This is a genomic window from Ralstonia condita, from assembly GCF_958405655.1.
Taxonomy (GTDB): Bacteria; Pseudomonadota; Gammaproteobacteria; order Burkholderiales; family Burkholderiaceae; genus Ralstonia; species Ralstonia condita.
The window spans coordinates 73,891-88,555 of record NZ_CATYWO010000001.1 but is presented as its reverse complement, the minus strand read 5'-3'; the positions used below and the strand labels follow the sequence as shown (position 1 = coordinate 88,555).

Annotated in this window: 10 protein-coding genes and 1 pseudogene; 3 read left to right on the top strand and 8 right to left on the bottom strand. The window is 65.9% G+C overall.

What is annotated here, in order from left to right:
* The first annotated feature begins 96 nt into the window (after positions 1-96).
* Positions 97-990, top strand: a complete 894-nt coding sequence (locus R2N03_RS00380; RefSeq protein ID WP_316653772.1) for an EamA family transporter — start codon at positions 97-99, stop codon at positions 988-990.
* Here the strand turns inward: R2N03_RS00380 and R2N03_RS00375 are convergent.
* From R2N03_RS00375 to R2N03_RS00365, 3 genes are all read right to left on the bottom strand, one after another.
* Entirely contained in the window at positions 987-2,069 is a 1,083-nt protein-coding gene (locus R2N03_RS00375) for a M14 family metallopeptidase (protein WP_316653771.1), read from the bottom strand. The two genes, R2N03_RS00380 and R2N03_RS00375, sit on opposite strands and share 4 nt — an antisense overlap.
* A gap of 154 nt (positions 2,070-2,223) precedes the next feature.
* Entirely contained in the window at positions 2,224-3,435 is a 1,212-nt protein-coding gene (locus R2N03_RS00370) for a ribonucleotide-diphosphate reductase subunit beta (RefSeq protein WP_316653769.1), read from the bottom strand.
* 128 nt (positions 3,436-3,563) lie between these two features.
* On the bottom strand, positions 3,564-6,536 hold the full coding sequence (locus tag R2N03_RS00365; RefSeq protein WP_316653768.1) for a ribonucleoside-diphosphate reductase subunit alpha: 2,973 nt from the start codon (positions 6,534-6,536) through the stop codon (positions 3,564-3,566).
* A 644-nt stretch (positions 6,537-7,180) separates the two neighbouring features.
* On the opposite strand from R2N03_RS00365, the pseudogene R2N03_RS00360 reads away from it, so the two are divergent.
* Positions 7,181-7,394 (top strand): annotated as a pseudogene (locus tag R2N03_RS00360) (hypothetical protein); the annotation flags it as partial.
* A 198-nt stretch (positions 7,395-7,592) separates the two neighbouring features.
* Here R2N03_RS00360 and ampD read toward each other — a convergent pair.
* The 5 genes from ampD to R2N03_RS00335 are packed head-to-tail and all read right to left on the bottom strand — an operon-like array spanning position 7,593 to position 13,078.
* A complete protein-coding gene (ampD, locus tag R2N03_RS00355; protein ID WP_316653767.1) occupies positions 7,593-8,195 on the bottom strand; it encodes a 1,6-anhydro-N-acetylmuramyl-L-alanine amidase AmpD in 603 nt (200 codons plus the stop codon).
* Complete coding sequence (locus tag R2N03_RS00350; RefSeq protein WP_316653766.1) at positions 8,188-9,795, bottom strand: sigma 54-interacting transcriptional regulator; 1,608 nt, start codon at positions 9,793-9,795, stop codon at positions 8,188-8,190. Before R2N03_RS00350 ends, ampD begins: the two co-directional genes overlap by 8 nt.
* 35 nt (positions 9,796-9,830) lie before the next feature.
* On the bottom strand, positions 9,831-11,876 hold the full coding sequence (locus tag R2N03_RS00345) for an ATP-binding protein (protein ID WP_316653765.1): 2,046 nt from the start codon (positions 11,874-11,876) through the stop codon (positions 9,831-9,833).
* The gene (locus R2N03_RS00340; protein WP_316653764.1) at positions 11,873-12,124 is read right to left on the bottom strand and encodes a hypothetical protein; all 252 of its coding nucleotides are present in this window, start codon (positions 12,122-12,124) and stop codon (positions 11,873-11,875) included. Before R2N03_RS00340 ends, R2N03_RS00345 begins: the two co-directional genes overlap by 4 nt.
* Before the next feature lie 36 nt (positions 12,125-12,160).
* Entirely contained in the window at positions 12,161-13,078 is a 918-nt protein-coding gene (locus R2N03_RS00335) for a cytochrome C assembly family protein (protein ID WP_316653762.1), read from the bottom strand.
* Between the two features lie 155 nt (positions 13,079-13,233).
* Between R2N03_RS00335 and ffh the strand changes: the two genes are divergently transcribed.
* Complete coding sequence (gene ffh / locus R2N03_RS00330) at positions 13,234-14,649, top strand: signal recognition particle protein (RefSeq protein ID WP_316653761.1); 1,416 nt, start codon at positions 13,234-13,236, stop codon at positions 14,647-14,649.
* Positions 14,650-14,665: the final 16 nt, after the last annotated feature.

The following is a 14,665-nucleotide window of genomic DNA, read 5'->3' as shown; positions in this document are numbered from 1 at the left end:
CGCCCAGGCAAGAAAACCCGCCCGCGCGGCCGAGGACGTCACGTTCGCTCTGCCCCGCGCGGCTATGCTATGGCGTTGCCCTCGCCGCCGCCCTCCATGCCCTCCTCTGCTACTGCTTCCGCCACCCCTGCCACATCGTCTCCCTGGATACCGATTCTTGCGCTGATGGGATCGATGGCCTCGGTCTGCCTCGGCAACTCGTTTGCCAAGACGCTGTTTCCGGCGCTCGGCGCGGCGGGCACGGTCACCTATCGGATCACCATCGGCGCGGCGATCCTGCTGGCAGTGTGGCGGCCGTGGCGGCTGCCCTTGAGCCGTGCAGACGCCGGCCGCGTGGCGCTCTACGGCGTCACGCTGGCGAGCATGAACCTGTTGTTCTATCTGTCATTGCAGCGATTGCCGATCGGCATTGCGATCGCCATCGAATTCACGGGGCCGCTGGTGCTGGCCGTGCTGCTGTCGCGCCGCATGCTCGACTTCGTGTGGATCGGGCTGGCGGTCGTGGGCCTGCTGATGCTGACGGTTGCCGACAAGTCGGTCGGACAAGTTGACCATCTGGGCGCGGCCTATGCGCTGGCGGCGGGGGTGTGCTGGGCGCTGTATATCCTGACGGGCAAGAATCTGGGTGGCTTGCACGCGGGGCAGGCAACGTCGCTCGGCATGACCGTGGGCGCGCTGTTTGCGATTCCGTTCGGAGTGGCGCAGGCAGGGTCGGCGCTGCTGGCGCCGTCGCTCATGCTGGCGGGGCTGGGCATCGGGCTGCTGTCGAGCGCCATCCCGTATTCGCTCGAAATGGTCGCGCTCAAGCATCTGCCCGGCAAGACGTTCTCTGTGCTGCTGAGCCTGGAGCCGGCCATCGGCGCGCTGGCCGGGGCGATCGTGCTGCACGAGCAACTGACCGGGCGGCAGTGGGCGGCCATTGTTGCCATCATCGCTGCGTCGGCGGGATGCGCGCTGACGGTGCGGGCACCCAAACCCATCCAGAGCTAGCCGGAAACCCGCGCCACGGCTTGCAATACAGCCATGCGCGTCTGCGCGTAGACCATCCCCTTCCATTCCGGCACGTCGCAATAAAACGCATCGCGTAGCCCCTTGCGGATGCCGGCCTGCTGCGCAGCGCTCTGCTCCGGATGGCGATGCAGCCAATGGTCGGCGCGCAGCGCCTGCAGCACCGCCAGCGGCGCGAGCGTACCGAACTCCAGCGTCACGCAGGTCTTCTCGATGCCAGGCAGCAGTTCGTACGCGATGCCGACCAGATCGCCCTTGACGACCGACGAGACCGAACCCGCTGCAGCAATCGGTCGAACATCGGCACCCCACGTGCGCATGGCACGCTCAAGTTCGGCGGGATCGGGGCTGTTGAAGATCTTCTCGCCGTGGCCGTAGTGGCCGAGCCCGGTATGCAGGTCGATCCACACCAGGCGCGACATGCCGGCCGCGTGCCGCGACACGATCCCGCGCATCTGCAGCGTGCTCCAGCACGGCGCGCTGCCGCCGTAGAACATACCGTCCGGCACGCGGTATTGGCCGCTCGTTGCGGCGTCTTGCAGGGCTTTTTCGCCGCGGGTGACCATGTAGTGCTGCAACGCTGCCTGATCCGCCTGGCTGGGCGGCCACGTGCGCGGCAGCAGCAGCGGATCGACCTCGAGATACGCCGGGTTGGCGGACGCGGCTTCGGCAAAGTCGACGCTGTTGCGGTTCAGGTCAACGTTGTCTTCATTCACGCGCCGCAAGTGTGCAAACCCGTACGGGTTGACCGCATGCACCAGCAGCAGCGCTACGTTGGCAGCCGCCAGCCGCGCGAACAGTTCGTCGTCTTGCAGCAGGCCGGTCTGGCAACCGGAGCCGCAGAACCCCTCCACACCATGGACGCCGGAGGTGACGATCAGCAGCGTCTGGGCCTGCGCCGGCGCGAGCAGCGCGGTATCGATGGAAAGCTGCTCACCGGATGGCCCGACCACATCCGGATGCAGATGACGCTCGATGCGAAGCCCCCGGCTCTGTGCGGCGGCGAGGAACTTGCTGCGCGCTTCATCGTAGGTCTGCGAGAAGAAGGCTTCGACCGTCATGGCGGGAATCCGGGGGCAGTGGTAGCCGCAGCGTGCCATGTCTGACAGGCGCGGCGCAATCGCACAAACGTGAATGGACGCCCCAAAACGCAAACAGGCGACGCATGGTGCGTCGCCTGTCTACGTTGATGCCGGGTCGAGCGCGTGGCTCAGATCACTCCCAGGACAGCGCACCGCCGGTCTGGTACTCGATCACGCGCGTCTCGAAGAAGTTGCGCTCCTTCTTCAGGTCGATCATCTCGCTCATCCACGGGAACGGGTTTTCTTCGTTCGGGAACAGCGCGTCCAGGCCGATCTGCTGGCAGCGGCGGTTGCAGATGAAGCGCAGGTAGCCCTTGAACATCGGCGCATTCAGGCCCAGCACACCGCGCGGCATGGTGTCTTCTGCGTAGCGGTATTCGAGGTCGACGGCCTTCTTGAACAGCTCCGTGATCTCGGCCTTGAACTCGGCCGTCCACAGGTGCGGGTTCTCGAGCTTGATCTGGTTGATCAGGTCGATCCCGAAATTGCAGTGCAGCGACTCGTCGCGCAGGATGTACTGGTACTGCTCGGCAGCGCCGGTCATCTTGTTCTGACGGCCCATCGCCAGGATCTGCGTGAAGCCGACGTAGAAGAACAGGCCTTCCATGATGCAGGCGAAGACGATGAGCGACTTCAGCAGCTTCTGGTCGTTCTCAGGCGTGCCGGTCTTGAAGGACGGATCGGTCAGCGTATCGATGAACGGGATCAGGAACTCGTCCTTGTCGCGGATCGACTGCACCTCGTGGTACGCGTTGAACACCTCGGCCTCGTCCAGGCCCAGCGACTCAACGATGTACTGATAGGCGTGCGTGTGGATCGCCTCTTCAAACGCCTGGCGCAGCAGGTACTGGCGGCATTCCGGCGCAGTGATCTGGCGGTATGTGCCCAGCACGATGTTGTTGGCGGCCAGCGAGTCGGCCGTCACGAAGAAGCCCAGGTTGCGCTTGATGATGCGGCGCTCGTCTTCGGTCAGACCGTTCGGGTCTTTCCACAGGGCGATGTCGCGCGACATGTTGATTTCCTGCGGCATCCAGTGGTTCGCGCAGCCGGCGAGGTACTTTTCCCACGCCCACTTGTACTTGAACGGCACGAGCTGGTTGACGTCGGTGGCGCCATTGATGACGCGCTTGTCAGCAGCATTCACGCGGCGCTTGCTTTGCGCGGCGGCGGCGTTCGGGTTGTTGCCAAGGATGCCGGTACCGGCAGCCGCGGTGGCCGACGGGGGCAGAACGCCGCCCTGGTCCGGCGTGACGGACTGCAGTTGCGGCTGTTGCGGTTGATACACCGGCTGCGGTGCAGCGGCGGGTTGTGCGGCAGGTTTGACGTCGTCGTCCCAGCTCAGCATGTGTGTTTCTCCTGAATTCTTGACTCGTCGACCCGATTTCCGGGCGACGCGCGTCTAGTGTGGCCTAGTGTCGCTCAGGCCACGTTGCCCCCGCTTGCGCGGGAGCAACCGCAGACACCTGTTTTGACTTATTGGCAGGCTTCGCATTCCTCGAAACCGGGGTCGCCCGGGCGCATCGTGCACACGGCGCCTTCGGCTTCCGGCATGGCCTGGGCGGTGGCAGCGGCGGCATCCAGCGCACTGGTCGGTGCGGCCGACGTCACGCCCGATGCACCTGCAGCCGACACACCACCTGTATCACTACCCGAGGACACCGCATTCAGCGTGCCGCGCGACACGGTCGACTTCTCGACGTGCGTGGCGCCGATCGTGCGCAGGTAGTACGTGGTCTTCAGGCCACGCAGCCAGGCCAGCTTGTACGTGTCGTCCAGCTTCTTGCCCGACGCGCCAGCCATGTAGATGTTCAGCGACTGCGCCTGGTCGATCCACTTCTGGCGGCGCGATGCAGCTTCCACCAGCCACGTCGGCTCCACCTCGAAGGCCGTCGCGTACAGGTCGCGCAGGTCTTGCGGGATGCGGTCGATGCGGGCCAGCGAGCCATCGAAGTACTTCAGGTCGGCGACCATCACTTCGTCCCACAGGCCGCGTGCCTTCAGGTCGCGCACCAGGTAGTCGTTGACCACCGTGAATTCGCCCGACAGGTTCGACTTGACGTACAGGTTCTGGTACGTCGGCTCGATACAGGCCGACACGCCGATGATGTTGGAGATCGTTGCCGTCGGGGCGATCGCCACGCAGTTCGAGTTGCGCATGCCGTACTGCTTGATGCGGCCGCGCAGGCTGTCCCAGTCCATGGTCGACGACATGTCGGTTTCCAGGTAGCCGCCACGCTCTTCGGCCAGCAGCTTGAGCGAGTCTTGCGGCAGGATGCCGCGATCCCACAGCGAGCCCTTGTAGCTGCTGTAGCGGCCACGCTCTTCGGCCAGCTCGGTCGACGCCCAGTAGGCGTAGTAGCACACGGCTTCCATCGAGGTATCGGCAAACTGCACCGCTGCATCGCTGGCGTACGGCACGCGCAGCACGTGCAGCGCATCCTGGAAGCCCATGATGCCCATGCCGACCGGACGGTGGCGCAGGTTCGAATCACGTGCCTTCTTGACCGCGTAGTAGTTAATGTCGATCACGTTGTCGAGCATGCGCATGGCCGTGCGCACGGTCTTCTTCAGCTTCTCGTGATCGAGCACCACGCTGCCGTCCGCCTGCTTGACCAGGTGGGCGACCAGGTTGACCGAACCCAGGTTGCACACGGCGATTTCGCTGTCGTTGGTGTTCAGCGTGATTTCCGTGCACAGGTTGGAGCTGTGCACCACGCCCACGTGCTGCTGCGGGCTGCGGATGTTGCACGGATCCTTGAACGTGATCCACGGGTGGCCGGTTTCGAACAGCATGCCCAGCATCTTGCGCCACAGCTGCAGCGCCGGCATCTTCTTGAAGAGCTTGATCTCGCCGCGCGCGACCTTGTCTTCATAGGCCAGGTAGGCCTGCTCGAATGCCTTGCCGACCTTGTCATGCAGGTCCGGGCAGGTGGACGGCGAGAACAGCGTCCACTCGCCGCCTTCCATCACGCGCTTCATGAACAGGTCCGGGATCCAGTTGGCCGTGTTCATGTCGTGCGTGCGGCGGCGGTCGTCACCGGTGTTCTTGCGCAGTTCCAGGAATTCTTCGATGTCGAGGTGCCACGTTTCCAGGTACGCGCAGACGGCGCCCTTGCGCTTGCCGCCCTGGTTCACGGCCACTGCCGTGTCGTTGACCACCTTCAGGAACGGCACCACGCCTTGCGACTTGCCGTTCGTGCCCTTGATGTGCGAGCCGAGGGCGCGCACGTTGGTCCAGTCGTTGCCCAGGCCGCCGGCAAACTTCGACAGCAGCGCGTTTTCCTTCAGCGCTTCATAAATGCCGTCCAGGTCATCCGACACGGTGGTCAGGTAGCACGACGAGAGCTGCGAGCGGCGCGTGCCCGAGTTGAACAGCGTCGGCGTGCTCGACATGAAGTCGAACGACGACAGCAGTTGGTAGAACTCGATGGCGCGGGCTTCGCGGTCGATTTCGTTCAGCGCCAGGCCCATCGCCACGCGCATGAAGAATGCCTGCGGCATCTCGATGCGGGTTTCATTGATGTGCAGGAAGTAGCGGTCGTACAGCGTCTGCAGGCCGAGGTAGTTGAACTGGAAGTCGCGCGAGGCGTCCAGCGCGGCACCCAGGCGGGCCAGGTCGAACTGCGCCAGCTTGTCGTCGAGCAGTTCGGCGTTGATGCCGCGCTTGATGAACTGCGGGAAGTAATCGACGTAGCGCGTGCTCATTTCGGCTTGCGTGACTTCTTCGCCGAGGATTTCGCGACGGATCGTGTGCAGCAGGATGCGCGCCGTGACCTGGCTGTACGCCGGGTCCTTTTCGATCAGGGTACGCGCGGCCAGGATGGCCGAGTCGTACACCTGCGTCATCGGCACGCCTTCATACAGGTTCTTGACCGTTTCCTTGAGGATCGGCTCCGGGTCCACCGCTTCGCCCAGACCTTCGCAGGCCGAGACGATCACGTTGCGCAGCGCCGCCATGTCCAGCGGTCGGGTGATGCCGCCGTCGGTCACGTTCAGGCCGATGAAGGCCGGTTGCTGCTGGGTTTCACCGGCTTGCGCGCGCTCCTGGGCGCGGCGCTCGCGGTACAGCACGTAGGCGCGGGCCACGTCGTGCTCGCCCGAGCGCATCAGGGCCAGTTCCACCTGGTCCTGCACGTCTTCGATATGGAACGTGCCGCCGTTCGGGCGGCTGCGCAGCAGCGCGCGCACCACGTTCTGCGTGAGGCCCTCGACCAGCTCGCGCACACGCGCAGAAGCAGCGCCCTGCCCGCCATTCACGGCGAGGAAGGCCTTGGTCACGGCCACGGCGATCTTGGAGGGCTCGAAACCGACCACCGCGCCGTTGCGGCGGATGATCTTGTAGTCGGCGTAGCCAGCGCTGGGGGCCACGGCCGTGCCGCCAGCGCTTTGCGTGAATTGAGTGGGATTGGCGGTGCCGGAGTGAATTTCGGATTGGGCCGTCTGCATGTGGACTCCTGTTGAACCGTTCGATTGGCGGCTCGCCCGATGGGGCGAACCCTTGCGCCGCGCCGGAAAAAGAGACGGAAAAGACCCTTGCCTTTTCTCAGCTCCCAAGCGCCGGCCTCACCTGCCGTACGCCCGCCCCCGCGTGGCGCCGAAATAAGAATCCCGGAAAGCTACCACTACATCTAGTGTCTCGTCCCGGGATTGACCCCAAGTATAGTGGATCGATCGAGTTTGCCTAGTCTTGACAGATGCGGGCGAACAGGCTTTTTTGCAATCGGAATGCAGTGCCGCAAGCCCGCTACCCCAGTCTCCACAACGGGTCGGCGGGGCCAGCATGCGGCATTGCAATGGACGTCTTGTCAGAATAATTCTTTCTATCGAATGCAAAAGCCCGATAGACGTCACCTCGTCCGTCCCCTGGATAGGGGTGGCACGCACTGCACTGGTGCACCCTGCGCAGTACGCCCCCTCTACAGACGCCGAAAACGCTGAAGAAATCCGAATCGCCGCATCAACATTCTTGCCGCGGCTATCACTTGATCGACAGGCCCCAACCCCGCGATCCGGTCGCGCTGCAGGGAGCGCAATCACAGCAGCCGCGCCGAGCGCTGCGCACGACGTTGGCCGCTGCGCTGACGACGTTCGGGGACTGCGAGGTGCGCTTGCCACCTGGGCAGCGGCGGCAAGCGCGATGACACCCCGGGCATGACGTTCAGCGCCAACCTGTGGGCGTATCTCGCCCTGTCGGTCGACGCGCAGGCGAAGCGCTTCAGCGCCTACATGCTCGACCCGGTGCTCGGCGCGCAGAAGGTGGAAGACAAGGCCATCGCCGACACCGACGTCACGAAGGTCAACGGCCGATCGCGCGCCAGGGCCACTGGTGCGACTTCACGATGATGGTGCCGCAGGGTAGCTTCACGCGGCGCTTTGCGGGTCGCATGGAAACGGCAAGGAAGGCGTGTCCGACCCCGCGATGGGCACCTGAAGCGATGAACCAGGAAGACAGCCGGGAAGGAAGACGCGGGCAGCCTCGCAACGGGGCCGCCTGTTTCCACTTCAGCGCGCGTGCTGATACGGAAACAGCGCCGCGTGGAACCCGCCGAGCGCGCGCAGATGCGCCCAGTCGAAATGCGGCCCTGGATCGGTCTTGCGGCCCGGTGCAATGTCCGAGTGCCCCGCAATCGCCGTAATCGGATACGCCGCGCAGATCGCCCGGACGAGCGACGCCGTGGCGGCGTACTGCTCGTGCGTGAAGGGCAAATGGTCGGTGCCCTCGATCTCGATGCCGACCGAGAAATCATTGCAGCGCGTGCGGCCGAAAAAGTCCGATGCACCGGCATGCCACGCCCGCGCGTCGCACGACGCGAACTGCACGCATTCGCCCGTGCGGCGGATGAAGAAATGGGCCGACACGCGCACGCCGCGCAACTGATCGAAGTACGGATGCGCGCTGCAGTCGAGCGTGTTGGTGAAGAAGTCGAGCACGGCGTCCGTGCCGAAGTCGGCTGCGGATCGCGCAGGCGGCAGGCTGATGTTGTGCAGCACGATCAGATCGATCGGCATGCCTGCCGGCCGCGCGTCGATATTCGGCGACGGATGGCGGCGCGTGCCGCTGACCCAGCCATCGGCGCCAACGTGCGGGACATGCGGCTCAGGCATCGCCATTCAGGCCGTTGGCGACCGGTTCGACGTCACGCGGGTCGCGAATGCCCAGTTGCTGCATGCGATAGCGCAACTGGCGGAACGACAGGCCGAGCAGCTTGGCCGCAGCCGTGCGATTGAAGCCGGTCTGGTCCAGCGCGGCAAGGAGCACGTTGCGCTCGACCGACTCCAGATAGGCCGGCAGATCGATCGGTAGCCCGACACTCGGCAGCGGCGGCTCAGCCACCGGTGCAGGTTCAGCCGGCTGCGGCATCGGCTGCGCCATGCCGGTCGGGCCCGGGGCCGGCACCGCCTGCGGCAGGTAGACCGCATCGGGCCATCCGGTGACAGGCGGCGGCGCCATCGGATGACCAGGCATCGGGATGCCAGCCACCTGTGCGTCCCGCGTGCGATGAAACAGCGGCGAGCGCTCGATCTCGGCGCCCAGCGCGCCCAGGTCGTCCACGTCGATCGACTCGCCTTCCGCAAAGGCGTAGGCGCGCTCGAGCAGGTTCTCCAGTTCGCGCACGTTGCCCGGGAACGGATAAGCGCACAACTGCTGCAGCGCCGGGCGTGTGAGGCGCTTGGGGCGCGGATCGCCGTAGCGGCTGGCGAGCTGCTCCAACAATACGCCGGCCAGCACGGGCACGTCTTCGGCGCGCTCGCGCAGCGTAGGCATGCGCAGCTCCAGCACGTTCAGGCGATAGAACAAGTCCTCACGAAAGCGGCCAGCCGCCACGAGACGCGCGAGGTTCTGGTGGCTGGCGCACACCACGCGCACATCGACCGGGTCTTCGCGGCTCTCGCCGATCTTGCGCACGCGGCGCTCCTGCAATGCGCGCAGCAATTTCACCTGCATCGTGAGTGGCAGGTCGGCCACTTCGTCGAGCATGAGCGTGCCGCCGTTGGCCGCCTGGAAGAAACCCTGGCGATCGCTGTCGGCGCCGGTGAAGGCACCCTTCACGTAGCCGAAAAACTCGGCTTCCATCAGGTTTTCTGGAATCGCCCCGCAGTTGACGGCCACGAACGGGCGCGACGCGCGTGCCGACAGGGCGTGGATAGCGCGCGCGGCCCGCTCCTTGCCGCTGCCGGACTCCCCGCTGATGACCACCGGCGCCATGCTGCGCGCCAAGCGCATCAACGACCGGCGCACCTCCTGCATGGCGGCAGAGTGGCCGGGCAGCAGTTCGCTGGTGCGCTCGGCGAGGTCTGCGTTACCCGGATCGGGATCGCGCTGCTGGCGACCGAGCGCATTGAGCACGAGGCTGCGCAACTGATCGAGCGAGAGCGGCTTGGCGATGTAATCGAAGGCGCCGGCCTTGAGGGCCTCCACGGCGTTCTCGGCGCTGCCGTATGCGGTGATGACGGCCACCGGCGTGCGGTCAGCCGTGGCAGAAAGCTGTCGCACAAGCTCGATGCCCAGGCCGTCGCCCAGGCGCATGTCGGTCAGCACGAGCGCAAAGCGCTGCCGGGACAAGGCGTCGCGCGCCTCGGCCAGCCCGCTCGCGAGGACCACGTCGTGGCCCATGCGGCGCAGGGAAATCTCCAGCAGCTCGCGCAGATCGGCCTCGTCATCGACGACGAGAATGGGTTCGCGAACGATGGCGGCTTTGGACATGGATCAGCGGGATCTGCGGAGAATCAGCCGGCGGTTCATTCCGCGATCGGCAGGGCGGGTTGATCAAACATCAAGGTGATGACGAAGGCGCGGCGCGGCAACGCGTCGTGCGTCTCCATGGTCAATGTTCCGGTGCGTTCGAGCAAGGATTCCAGCGCGATTGCGCCGTAGCGGATCTGCGCATCGTTGGCGCTGCACAACTCGCGCGCCATGTAGAGCCCCAGGCCGGTGCCCTGGGCGTCGTTCGTGAAGAACGGCTCGAACAGGCTGCGCTGCTGCTCGACAGGCACCTCGGGGCCATCGTTCCAGATGACCAGTTCGGCGTGGGTGTCGTCCAAGGCGTCGGCTGCGAGCAGGATCGAGCCCGGCACACGGCGACAGTAGCGCAGCGCGTTGTCGAGCATGTTGCCGACCACCTGCTGCAGCTGCGCGGGGTCAAACAGCACCGGGCGGTTCAGATCGACCGCCACGCGCACGAGGTTGGCATTGATTTCGGTGCCGGCGCGACGCAGCGCTTCGGCACGCCAGCGCTCCACCACTTCCGGCAGCACCTGGGCAAGCTGCACGCGCACGCGCTCGCCGCGTGGCCGGCGCGACAGCATCAGCACGTCGGCGACGACCTGATCGAGCCGGCGCACGTTGTCCCGGATGATGCGCAACAGGCGGGTCTCGACGCCGGAGCCCTCTGGGCGCGCGTGCTCGCCGCGATCGCCCGGGTCGTCGAGCAATTCGGCGGCCTGGCTGATCGCCGCCAGCGGATTGCGGATCTGGTGGGCAACGCTGGCCACCAGCCGGCCCATCGACGCGAGCTTCTCCTGCTGTGCCTGCTCGGCCACGCGCTCCCAGCTTTCCACGTGGATCAGGACGGTGTCGTGCAGCTCATGGCGCAGGAAGGCTTCGTCGTCCGCTGACCAGCTCCGCGTAGTGGCCTCGGCTGAGAGACTGCGCGGACGCCGCACCTCGCTGCCCTCCCCCGCCGAACCGAAGCCGATCGAGCTGACCAGGCTGTCCATGTAGACACTGCGCAGATTCGCCAGGCTCGGCAGGATGAACCGCAGCCGCAAGCGCGCACGCAGCGCAGGCGCACGTCCGCCGGACGCGATCGGCAGCAGGTCGAGGATGCGGGGAGCATCGTCCTCTGCGGCAGCGTCAACGGCCCCCGGGGGGCGGCTCTTGCGGCGCAGCCACTGGCGCAACGTTTCGAGCAGCGGACGCAGGTGGGGCACGTCCTTCAGGTCGAACAGCATCGCGCCACTTCCCGCAAACGCGCTCTGCGGCACACCCAGCAACATCGCTGCCGCGGGGTTGGCGGCAACGACGCGACCATCGGCTCGGACGAGCATCACGCCGTCCTGCATGTCGTACACCATCAGCCGGTTGACCAACTGCTGCAGGCGCAATTCACGCTCGCGCGCCATGGTCAGGCGCTCCTGCGCGATCTGGCGGTGCGACAGGCCGTACATCATGGACGCGGCTGTCATGTAGACGAGACCATAGAGTCCTGCCGAAGCCAGCCCCGGCGCGATCATGCCGTCACTCAGCATCTGCAGGAACGGCTCCGCCAGCACCACCATCGACGCCACCGCGGCAGTGAATAGTGCGAACAGGAGGCTCGTGAGTGCCCCGGCGGCCAGCACCGGCATCAGCAGCACCATCGCCACACTCGCTGACAAGCGCGAGAGCGTGGCATATGCGAGCCCGAGAAACAGAAGATCAAGCACCACGTCCAGCCGCACGCGGAACTGGAAGCGCGTGCGCCACCAGCCCGCCGTTGCCAGGATGAGCAGGGCCACGGCCAGGTACGGAAACGTCAGGCTCAGCAGCGTGTCGCTGGTCGGCAGGCTTGCGGTTTCGTCGTGCCCGCGCGGCACCATCACGAATAGCAGCAGCACCAAGGCCACCGCCGCGCGGCTGAACGCGAAATAGCGCATCAGGCGCCACTGGAATTCAGGCGGATCGGGCTCCAGCCAGACAGATCGGAGGGCGCGCCACGCGTTCAGGCGGGAGAGCAGTCGGCGCGCTCCGGCACCTGCGACCTTATGCGGCCCGGCCGGCGACGTGCCGGACGCATCGGGCATCACGCGCCGCTCCGATCGGCGTGTTCGGGGCAGCGGTAGCGGCCGCCGGGCAGCGCGACCATGCCGGTGCGCGGGGCATGCACGCCGCATACATCGCACCGCTCGATCGGCTGGGACGTGCGACCTTCAGGCGGGCGTCCAGACGCCCCCGGCGACGCGGGTCCCGACGAGCGCGACGGCCGCGTCCCCACGCGGCTCAGCCACCACCAGCCGGCGAGCAGCATCAGAATCAGCAGGACAGGACGGGACATGGAAAGCGGAAGTGACAGAGGTGGCGCGAAAGCGCACTACACGCGATGCAGGATGACTTCAAGGACGAAGCGGCTGCCAACATACGCCAGCAGCAGGATCGCGAACGCCGCCATCACCCAGCGCAGCGCCACACGGCCGCGCCAGCCGCGGAACCGGCGGCCCAGCAGGATGCCGCCGAACATCGCCCAGGACAGTACCGCAAACACGTTCTTGTGATCGAACTGGAAGGCACGGTGGAAGAGCTGTTCCGAAAACACCACACCGGAAGCGATGGTCAGCGTGAGCAGCACGAAACCCGCACCGATGAGGCGAAACAGGAGCTTCTCCAACGTAAGCAGCGGGGGGAGCAAGTCGAGCCAGCGGCCAAGCCACCCCGCCTCGTTCGGCCGATTGATGGTATGCAGCCGACGCTCGGCGGCGAGCATAAGGATGGCGTGGAAGGCCGCGAGCGTGAAAAGCCCATACGCCACGTTGGCGATGGCGAAGTGCAGCTTGAACAGCGGACTGGCCGCATAGCCCAGGATCTGCGTACCGGGAAAGGCCAGTGGCAGCAGCACGCCAACCAGCGCGACCGGCATCACCAGCAGCCCCAAACCCGCCAGCGAGAAGAACAGACTCTCGATCCAGAAGATGCCCACGCCCAGCCACAGCATGGCCGACAGCGCATAGGCAAAGCCAAAGACCATCGAATTGGCCGGAAAGATGGTTTCGTGCAACAGGAACCCATGCGCGGCCAAGGCGGCAAGCAGGGCCCAACGCCACCAGCGGGGGGCGGAGTCGGCCGATGCCGGAGGCGGTGGCACGAGCACCGTGGCGCCCGGCGGCTGCCCGCCTGCCATGGCGCTGGTAGCGGCCGGGGCCCCGAGCCCGCCGCGTCCAGCATGCTGAGCCCACGCCGCCGAGGCGAGGGTGCCGTAGAGAAGCGCCGTCAGCGCATACAGTACAATGACCATCTGCACAGTTTACCGCAGCGCACCCCGGTTTTGGCTGGGGAACGCCCCCCGCCGAGCGCCTCAGCGGGCGGCCAAGCGAAACGCACATTCCAGCCGGGGCAAGCCATGCCTGCGCCGGCCCCCTCCGTCCTCAATTCCGGATCCCTGTCACTGTCATGCTGGATAACCTGACCCAACGGCTTGCGCGCGTGGTCAAGACCATGCGCGGCGAAGCGCGCCTGACCGAAGCCAACACCGCCGAGATGCTGCGCGAAGTCCGCCTGGCGCTGCTCGAAGCCGACGTGGCGCTGCCGGTCGTGCGCGAGTTCATTGCCCGCGTCAAGGAAAAGGCGCTCGGCGAGGAGGTCATCACGAGCCTCTCGCCGGGCCAGGCGCTGGTCGGTATCGTCCAGCGCGAGCTGACGGCCATCATCGGCGGCCAGGAAGCGCTGGAAGGCGTCGGCAGCAACATCATGGGCGGCCGCGCGGCGGAGTTGAACCTCAACGTCACGCCGCCCGCGATCATCCTGATGGCCGGCCTGCAGGGCGCGGGCAAGACCACCACGGTCGGCAAGCTCGCCAAGTGGCTCAAAGAGAACAAGAAGAAGAAAGTCCTGACGGTGTCGTGCGACGTGTACCGCCCCGCCGCCATCGCGCAGCTGAAGACCGTTTCCGAACAGGTCGGCGCGGACTTCTTCCCCTCGCAGCCGGACCAGAAGCCGGTTGAGATTGCCGCCGCAGCATTGGACTGGGCCAAGAAGCACTACCACGACGTGCTGATCGTGGATACGGCCGGTCGCCTCGGTATCGACGAGGCGATGATGCAGGAAATCGCCGCGCTGCACGCCACGCTCAAGCCGGCCGAAACGCTGTTCGTGGTCGACGCGATGCTCGGCCAGGATGCCGTCAACACCGCCAAGGCCTTCAACGACACCCTGCCGCTGACCGGCGTGGTGCTGACCAAGCTCGACGGCGATGCACGCGGCGGCGCGGCGCTGTCGGTGCGCCACATCACGGGCAAGCCGATCAAGTTCGTCGGTGTGGCCGAAAAGCTCGATGGGCTGGAGCCGTTCTACCCCGATCGCATGGCCCAGCGGATTCTGGGCATGGGCGACATTCTCGCGCTGGTGGAAGAAGCCCAGCGCGGCGTCGACATGGAAGAGGCGCAGAAGCTTGCGGCCAAGATCAAGAAGACCGGCGGCTTCGACCTCGAAGATTTCAAGGCCCAGATCGGCCAGATGAAAAAGATGGGCGGGTTGGGCAGCCTGATGGACAAGCTCCCCGCGCAACTCGCCCAGCAAGCCCAGGGCGCCAACATGGACCAGGCCGAAAAGCAGGTCCGCCGCATGGAAGGCATCATCAACAGCATGACCGCTGCCGAGCGGGCCAAGCCTGAACTGATCAAGGCGAGCCGCAAGCGCCGCATTGCCGCAGGCGCGGGCGTGCAGGTGCAGGAAGTCAACCGTCTGCTCAATCAATTCGAGCAGATGCAATCCATGATGAAGAAGCTCAAGGGCGGCGGCATGATGAAAATGATGCGCGCCATGGGCGGCATGAAAGGTGGCATGAAGGGGCTGTTCGGCGGCCGCTGAGCCGGCTACCCTCCCG

Excerpts from the sequence above, each read along its gene's own strand:
- R2N03_RS00380 (WP_316653772.1), top strand. The coding sequence starts at position 97 with ATGCCCTCCTCTGCTACTGCTTCCGCCACCCCTGCCACATCGTCTCCC.
- R2N03_RS00375 (WP_316653771.1), bottom strand. The coding sequence starts at position 2,069 with ATGACGGTCGAAGCCTTCTTCTCGCAGACCTACGATGAAGCGCGCAGC.
- R2N03_RS00370 (WP_316653769.1), bottom strand. The coding sequence starts at position 3,435 with ATGCTGAGCTGGGACGACGACGTCAAACCTGCCGCACAACCCGCCGCT.
- R2N03_RS00365 (WP_316653768.1), bottom strand. The coding sequence starts at position 6,536 with ATGCAGACGGCCCAATCCGAAATTCACTCCGGCACCGCCAATCCCACT.
- ampD (WP_316653767.1), bottom strand. The coding sequence starts at position 8,195 with ATGCCTGAGCCGCATGTCCCGCACGTTGGCGCCGATGGCTGGGTCAGC.
- R2N03_RS00350 (WP_316653766.1), bottom strand. The coding sequence starts at position 9,795 with ATGTCCAAAGCCGCCATCGTTCGCGAACCCATTCTCGTCGTCGATGAC.
- R2N03_RS00340 (WP_316653764.1), bottom strand. The coding sequence starts at position 12,124 with ATGTCCCGTCCTGTCCTGCTGATTCTGATGCTGCTCGCCGGCTGGTGG.
- R2N03_RS00335 (WP_316653762.1), bottom strand. The coding sequence starts at position 13,078 with ATGGTCATTGTACTGTATGCGCTGACGGCGCTTCTCTACGGCACCCTC.
- ffh (WP_316653761.1), top strand. The coding sequence starts at position 13,234 with ATGCTGGATAACCTGACCCAACGGCTTGCGCGCGTGGTCAAGACCATG.